6 protein-coding genes are annotated in these 7418 nt (G+C 71.8%); 3 read left to right on the top strand and 3 right to left on the bottom strand.

Annotated features, from left to right (window positions below; genetic code table 11):
• A partial coding sequence (gene gcvP, locus EAO70_RS25545) for an aminomethyl-transferring glycine dehydrogenase (RefSeq protein WP_148005355.1) occupies window positions 1–1854 on the top strand: 1854 nt, incomplete at its 5' end.
• Between the two features lie 93 nt (window positions 1855–1947).
• On the opposite strand, the gene EAO70_RS25550 is transcribed toward gcvP, so the two are convergent.
• Both EAO70_RS25550 and EAO70_RS25555 read right to left on the bottom strand, forming a co-directional pair.
• Window positions 1948–2154, bottom strand: coding sequence for a DUF5999 family protein (locus tag EAO70_RS25550; protein WP_148005079.1), 207 nt, complete (start codon window positions 2152–2154; stop codon window positions 1948–1950).
• Between the two features lie 334 nt (window positions 2155–2488).
• Window positions 2489–3079 (bottom strand): hypothetical protein, encoded by a 591-nt coding sequence (locus tag EAO70_RS25555; protein ID WP_148005080.1) that lies wholly within the window; start codon window positions 3077–3079, stop codon window positions 2489–2491.
• Window positions 3080–3560: 481 nt separating this feature from the next.
• Here EAO70_RS25555 and EAO70_RS25560 point away from each other — a divergent pair, with 481 nt between their 5' ends.
• Together EAO70_RS25560 and EAO70_RS25565 are read left to right on the top strand one after the other, a co-directional pair.
• Entirely contained in the window at window positions 3561–5060 is a 1500-nt protein-coding gene (locus EAO70_RS25560) for a glutamate--cysteine ligase (RefSeq protein WP_148005081.1), read from the top strand.
• 229 nt (window positions 5061–5289) lie between these two features.
• Window positions 5290–6081 (top strand): CPBP family intramembrane glutamic endopeptidase, encoded by a 792-nt coding sequence (locus EAO70_RS25565; RefSeq protein WP_261993024.1) that lies wholly within the window; start codon window positions 5290–5292, stop codon window positions 6079–6081.
• Window positions 6082–6160: 79 nt separating this feature from the next.
• Here EAO70_RS25565 and EAO70_RS25570 read toward each other — a convergent pair whose 3' ends face one another.
• Window positions 6161–6970 (bottom strand): PhzF family phenazine biosynthesis protein, encoded by an 810-nt coding sequence (locus EAO70_RS25570; RefSeq protein ID WP_148005083.1) that lies wholly within the window; start codon window positions 6968–6970, stop codon window positions 6161–6163.
• Window positions 6971–7418 lie beyond the last annotated feature (448 nt).

Consider the following 7418-nt stretch of genomic DNA (forward strand, 5'->3'; position numbering starts at 1 on the left):
GTGCTGCTCGCCGTCATGGCCGGCATGTACGCCGTCTACCACGGCCCCGAGGGCCTTCAGGGCATCGCGCGCCGCACCCACCGGTACGCCGCGATCCTCGCCGCCGGCCTCACCGCGGGCGGCGTGGAGCTCACCCAGGGCGCCTTCTTCGACACCCTCACCGCCCGTGTGCCCGGCAAGGCCGACGCGGTCGTCGCCGCGGCCCGCGAGGCCGGTGTGAACCTCTACCGCGTCGACGCCGACCACGTCTCCATGTCCTGTGACGAGACCACCGGCCGCGCCCAGCTCACCGCCGTGTGGGGCGCCTTCGGCGTGACCGCCGACATCGAGGCCCTGGACGCCGCCACCGAGGACACGCTGCCCTCCGCTCTGCTCCGCTCCGACGCGTACATGACCCACCCGGTCTTCCACGCGCACCGGTCCGAGACCTCGATGCTGCGCTACCTGCGCAAGCTCGCCGACCGCGACTACGCGCTCGACCGCGGCATGATCCCGCTCGGCTCCTGCACCATGAAGCTGAACGCGACCACCGAGATGGAGTCGGTGACCTGGCCCGAGTTCGGCCAGATGCACCCCTTCGCCCCGGTCGACCAGGCCCAGGGCTACGTCACGCTCATCACCGAGCTTGAGGAGCGCCTCGCCGAGGTCACCGGCTACGACAAGGTGTCGATCCAGCCGAACGCCGGATCGCAGGGCGAGCTGGCCGGTCTGCTGGCCGTCCGCGCCTACCACCGCGCCAACGGCGACGAGCAGCGCACCGTCTGCCTCATCCCGTCCTCCGCGCACGGCACCAACGCCGCCTCCGCGGTGATGGCCGGCATGAAGGTCGTCGTCGTCAAGACCGCCGACGACGGCGAGGTCGACGTCGCCGACCTGCGCGCCAAGATCGAGCAGTACCGCGACGAGCTGTCCGTGCTGATGATCACCTACCCGTCGACGCACGGCGTCTTCGAGGAGCACGTCGCCGACATCTGCGCCGAGGTCCACGACGCCGGCGGCCAGGTGTACGTCGACGGCGCCAACCTCAACGCGCTGGTCGGCCTCGCCAAGCCCGGCCACTTCGGCGGCGACGTCTCGCACCTGAACCTGCACAAGACCTTCTGCATCCCGCACGGCGGCGGCGGCCCCGGCGTCGGCCCGGTCGGCGTCCGCGCGCACCTGGCCCCGTACCTCCCGAACCACCCGCTCCAGCCCACCGCGGGCCCGGAGACCGGCGTGGGCCCGATCTCGGCCGCCCCGTGGGGCTCCGCGGGCATCCTGCCGATCTCGTGGTCGTACGTACGCCTGATGGGCGGCGAGGGCCTCAAGCGCGCCACCCAGGTCGCCGTCCTCGCGGCGAACTACATCGCCAAGCGCCTGGAGCCCCACTTCCCGGTGCTCTACACCGGTCCGGCCGGACTGGTCGCCCACGAGTGCATCGTGGACCTGCGCCCGCTGTCCAAGGCCACGGGCGTCACCGTCGACGACATCGCCAAGCGCCTGATCGACTACGGCTTCCACGCGCCGACGATGTCGTTCCCGGTGGCCGGCACGCTGATGATCGAGCCCACCGAGTCCGAGGACCTGGCCGAGCTCGACCGCTTCTGCGACACCATGATCGCGATCCGCGCCGAGATCGAGAAGGTCGCCGGGGGCGAGTGGCCCGCCGACGACAACCCGCTGCGCAACGCCCCGCACACCGCGGCCGCGCTGGGCGGCGAGTGGAACCACGCGTACACCCGCGACGAGGCCGTCTTCCCGGCCGGTGTCTCGGCCGCCGACAAGTACTGGCCGCCGGTGCGCCGCATCGACGGCGCGTTCGGCGACCGGAACCTGGTCTGCTCCTGCCCGCCGCTGGACGAGTACGACAACTGATCAAGGACCCGGCCGGGGACGAGGGCCGGGCGTGCGAACGAGGGCCGGTTCGGAGGACGTCTCCGGGCCGGCCCTCGGCGTCGCGCGGTCCCCTCAGGCGGCGGTCGTCACCCGGCCCGCCGACAACGGCCGGTGCGGGGCGATGATCTGCCCGTCCGGCAGGAGCTCCCCGGTGTCCTCGAAGAGCAGGACGCCGTTGCACAGCAGGCTCCAGCCCTGCTCCGGGTGGTGTGCCGTCAGTCGGGCCGCCTCACGGTCGGCGGATTCGGCAGTGGGACAGGCAGGCTGGTGCTGGCACATGGGTGGGTTCTTTCGCTGCGTCGTAGTGGATGTCCTGCGGCTCTTCGCGCTCATCGCCGCCCCCGTCGGTCGGTTCGGTTCCGATCCCAGTGTTGCCCCCAGGACGGTCTTCCGCAGGGATTTCACGGCAGCTCGTCCTTTCCTGGGAAGACGCATCACCCGCAGGGGCGGTTCACGTCAACTGCACCGTCTCTTTGGGTGGTTCGGAATGGTCCCAGTGGGCTAGTCCGTCCGGGAGGGGTGTTCGGGCGCGGTGTTCGGGCCGGGGTGTCGGACAGCAGTGCGCCCCGTGACCCGGGCGGGGGTCACGGGGCGGCGACGCCCGTGCGGTGGATCAGGCGGGCGCCGCCGAGCCCAGCAGGGGCGGCGGCGCGAGGCGGGTGCTGAGCACGGGCAGGAGATCGGCGACCTGGTACGGGCGGTGGGCCGCGATCCCCGGCGGGGCGGGCGCCAGCGGCACCATCAGGTCCGCCGCGCACGGACCGCCGACGGCCCCGTCCGCCTCCGGCTCGGCGTGCAGCCAGAGGGTCAGCATGTAGAGCTCCGGTACGGAGAGCAGCCGCGGTTGGTACGGGCCGGGCAGCGCCTCGGCCTGGAGCAGCGCCCGCTCCGTCGCGGTGACGTACGGCCCCTCGAAGAAGTGCGAGAAGGACCAGCCGTCCGGGGTCATCATGGTGTCCGCGGCGGCGATGGCCCGGCCCCCGTTCCTGATGAGGAAGCGCCAGCCGGCGAGGCGGGTGCGGGGTTCCTGCCCGYGGGCCCCGGCGACGCCGAGAACATGTACGGGCAGGGGGAGTTCGGGGCTCAGCGGTCCCAGCGCGGCCCGCAGGGCGGGCGTTCGCGGCTCGCGGACGGCCGTCGGGGAGCCGAGGGCCGCGAGGACGCTGCGGAGGGCCGGCGCAGGGGCCGGGGAGGGTCGGAGCATGGTGGGTCGCCTCTCGCTCAGGAGACACGGTGACGCGTGGGCAGGTACGACGGCGCTGTCGGTGGCGGGGCCAGAGGAGTGCTTATGGGGCCATGACCGGGCGCCAACACTCTGCCTCGTCCGCGGAGTTTATACGACACGTGTTCACGGAGTGTTTCCGCTAGACGTCGGCGATATTCCTGGCAAGGCTTCATCAGGCCGTAAAACAACGGCTGTGGAGGCGGAATGGGCGGGTATGGACGCCCCCACCTGCGTATTCCTCGCGAAGCCGGACGGCCGAATTGTCTTCCCGGGTCGGAGGACAATAGGACATTGGTATATGTCGATTGTTCCGTGCCATCGGGATGTGACGGTGGGGTGCGGCATCCAGCCTATCCTCCGGAGGCCCTCCTCCGCAGGCGTTGTGGATCAGCGGGCTGGGCATATGGTTCCGAGACGCGCGGCCCCCCCGACGGCCGCCCACACGTGGAGGGACGCTTCGATGGGGGAGAAGGTCGTGGCCGACGGGTTCGGCCCGTCCGACCGGCAGCAGTACCGGAGAAAGCTCCAGCAGTGTCTCGCGGGACTCGCGAGGCTGCTGGCGGAGAAGAGGTTCGACCGTCCCCGCAATCTCATGGGAGTGGAGATCGAACTCAATCTCGCCGGAGCCGACGGCCTGCCTCGCATGCTGAACGGGCCGGTTCTGGAAAAGATCGCGAGCGCCGATTTCCAGACGGAACTCGGATTGTTCAACCTCGAAGTGAACATCGCTCCCCACCAGCTCGACGGCCGCGTATTCGACCGGCTCGCCGAGGAGATCGGCACCGGAATCGGATACGCCGACCGCAAGGCCGCGGAGCTGGACGCCGGCGTCGTCATGATCGGCATACTGCCGACCCTGACGCAGGACGACCTGGTCCCCGAGAACCTCTCGGCGGCGGACCGCTACACCCTCCTCAACGACCAGATACTCGCCGCCAGGGGCGAGGAGTTCACCCTGGACATCCACGGCGTCGAACGACTCATGTGCACCTCGGAGTCGATCGTGCCCGAGGCGGCCTGCACCTCGGTGCAGCTCCACCTCCAGGTGACCCCGGCCCGCTTCGCCGCCGTGTGGAACGCGGCGCAGGCCGTGTCGGGCGTGCAGATCGCGCTCGGCGCCAACGCCCCCTTCGTGTTCGGGCGCGAGCTGTGGCGCGAGTCCCGGCCCCCGCTCTTCACCCAGGCCACCGACACCCGCCCGCCCGAACTCCAGGTGCAGGGCGTCCGGCCGCGCACCTGGTTCGGCGAGCGGTGGGTGGACTCGGTGTACGACCTCTTCGAGGAGAACCTGCGGTACTTCCCCGCACTGCTTCCGATCTGCGACGAGGAGGACCCGCTGCTCGTCCTCGACGGGGGCGGCGTCCCGCGGCTCCAGGAACTCGTCCTGCACAACGGCACGGTCTACCGCTGGAACCGGCCGGTGTACGGCTGGGTCGACGGCGTCCCGCACCTGCGCGTCGAGAACCGGGTCCTGCCGGCCGGGCCGACCGTCACGGACGTCATCGCCAACGCGGCCTTCTACTACGGGCTCGTCCGCTCCCTCGCCGACGACCCCCGGCCGGTATGGAAGCGGATGGCCTTCGAGGACGCCGAGGCCAACTTCGACACCGCCTGCCGGCACGGCATCGAGGCGGAGCTGCGCTGGCCCCGGTCGGGGCGGGCCGGCGGGGTCGCGACGGTCCCCGCGGTGCGGCTGGTCCTCGACGAACTGCTGCCGCTCGCCGCGGCCGGCCTCGACGCCTGGCACATCGAACCCGCCGACCGGGACTTCTACCTCGGGGTGATCGAACAGCGGTGTCTGCGGAAGGTGAACGGGGCCTCGTGGCAGGCCGACACCTTCCACCGGGCGCTGGAGTCGGGACTCGACCGGGAGGCGGCGCTCGCGGCGACCACCCGCCGCTACCGGACCCTCATGCAGGCGGGGGAGCCGGTGCACACCTGGCCGGTCGGGATCGACTGAGGGCGGCTGCCGGGGTCGACCGAGTGTGGCTCCCGGGGGTGGGGGAGCGCGGCTCCCCGGGGCCGGCCGAGCGCGGCTCCCGGGGTCGACTGAGCTTGGTTCCCGAGGGCAGCCGAGCGTGGCTCCCGGGGTCGTGGGTGGCGGTGGTGGCCGATCATGGCACAGTGATCGGGATGCCGCCGGATCGGCGTCCGTCCGCGACCGGGAAGTGGAGACAGGTGTGGTGTCGGTGCAACGAGTCGGTGACGCTTCCCTGCCCCCCGACGGACTCGCGCGCCCGGTGCTGCGCAACGAGACGCTCATCGTCCTGGCGCTCTCGCTCGGCGCCAGCGCCCTGTCCTCCCTCATCAGCTTCGTCGGCTCGCTGACGAAGACCGGTCCGCTGAAGGAGCAGGCGGCCACGCTCAACGGCTCGTACGCGCCGGGGCGGCCGTGGCTGGACCTGTCCTGGCAGCTCTTCGGGATCGCGTCGGCCCTGGTGCCGGTCCTGCTGGTCGCCCATCTGCTGCTGCGCGAGGGCTCGGGACTGCGGGCGATCGGTTTCGACCGGACGCGGCCCTGGCCCGACCTCGGGCGCGGGGCGCTGGTCGCCGCGGGCATCGGCAGCGCGGGCCTCGCCTTCTATCTGGCGGCCCGGGCGACCGGCTTCAACCTCACGGTGGTGCCCGAGTCGCTGCCCGAGGTGTGGTGGAAGTACCCGGTGCTGATCCTGTCGGCGATCCAGAACTCCGTACTGGAGGAGGTCGTCGTCGTCGGGTACCTGCTGCGCAGGCTGGGGCAGTTGGGGTGGACGCCGATGGCCGCGCTGGTGGCGAGTTCGGTGCTGCGCGGCTCGTACCACTTGTACCAGGGCATCGGCGGCTTCGTCGGCAACATGGTGATGGGCGTGGTCTTCGTCCTGCTGTACCGGCGCTGGGGGCGGGTCGGACCGCTGGTGGTGGCGCACGCGCTGCTCGACATCGTGGCCTTCGTCGGCTACGGGCTGCTCGCGGGCAAGGTGGACTGGCTGCCCACCGTGTGAGGGCGCGGAGGCGTGTCCGGTGGGATGTGAGGGGCGTACGGGTTCTCCGTACGCCCCTCACGCGTTCCGCCGCGGGGTGTCAGGCGTGCAGGTCGCCCTCGATGACGGTGACCGCGTGGCCGTTCAGGAGGGTGCGGTCGCCGCGCAGGCGGGTGCGGACGGTGCCCGTACGGGCACCGCCCTGCAGCCCGACCAGGTCGTCGCGGCCGAACCGGGCCGACCAGAAGGGGGCGAGCGCGGTGTGGGCGCTGCCGGTCACCGGGTCCTCGTCGATGCCGACGGCGGGGAAGAAGCCGCGGGAGACGAAGTCGTGGCCGCTGCCGGGGTCCTGGGCGGCGGCGGTGGTGATGACGCCCCGGGTCGACAGGGCCTTGAGGGCGGCGAGGTCCGGCGCGAGGCCGCGCACGGTGGACTCGTCGCGCAGCTCGACGACGAGGTCGCCGATGTGCTCGGCGGTGTGGTGGACGCCGACGACCTCGGCGCCCAGGGCCTTCTCCAGTCCCTCGGGGACGGCGACGGGGGTCAGGGAGGAGGTCGGGAAGTCCAGCGTGATGGTGCCGTCGGTCTCGGCGGTGGCGCCGAGGACGCCGCAGCGCGCCGCGAAGCGGACCGCGCCGCTCGCCGTGCCCGTGGAGTGCAGGACGTGTGCCGTGGCCAGGGTGGCGTGGCCACACATGTCGACCTCCGTGGTGGGGGTGAACCAGCGCAGGGCCCAGTCCGCCTCGCCGCCGGCGGGCAGCGGGTGGGCGAAGGCCGTCTCGGAGAGGTTGACCTCGGCGGCGACCCGCTGGAGCCAGGCGTCGTCCGGGAAGGAGTCCAGGAGCAGGACCCCGGCGGGGTTGCCGGAGAAGGGGCGGTCGGTGAAGGCGTCGACGATACGGATCCTCATGGCGCCGACCGTACCGGGGCCGGAATCGGCCGGACCAAGGCCAATCGCGGAGAACTGGCCCGGACGGCGGAGGCTTGGCACTCGTGCGGCGTTTCGGCCGTGACCTGGGCGGATCGCCGGTCCGGCCGGGACGTGTCGGGTGGGGGAAGCCCGAGTCGTGCGGGGGACGGCCGCAGATCGGCAGCCGGCTCAGTCGGAAGCTTGCTCGGTGAACAGTTCCGATATATCGTTGAGGCATCGTGACAGTTCAGCGAGTGAATCCCGATGGAAGGAGCGTTGCGATGCGTTCACCTGGACACGAGTACGGAAACGGACACGGAGCCGGTCGTGGAGGCTGTGGCCCCGGGCCTCGTGGTGAGTTCGAGGGGCGGCGTGCGGCGTTCGGGCCGTTCGGGCCGGGCTTCGGCGGCGGCGGTCCCTTCGGGGGCGGGCGCGGTCACGGTGGCGG

It is taken from the genome of Streptomyces sp. adm13(2018), assembly GCF_008042145.1.
Classification (GTDB): Bacteria; Actinomycetota; Actinomycetes; order Streptomycetales; family Streptomycetaceae; genus Streptomyces.

What these genes read in the sequence shown, in the direction of transcription:
- EAO70_RS25550 (WP_148005079.1), bottom strand. Translation starts at nt 2,154, where the DNA reads ATGTGCCAGCACCAGCCTGCCTGTCCCACTGCCGAATCCGCCGACCGT.
- EAO70_RS25560 (WP_148005081.1), top strand. Translation starts at nt 3,561, where the DNA reads ATGGGGGAGAAGGTCGTGGCCGACGGGTTCGGCCCGTCCGACCGGCAG.
- EAO70_RS25570 (WP_148005083.1), bottom strand. Translation starts at nt 6,970, where the DNA reads ATGAGGATCCGTATCGTCGACGCCTTCACCGACCGCCCCTTCTCCGGC.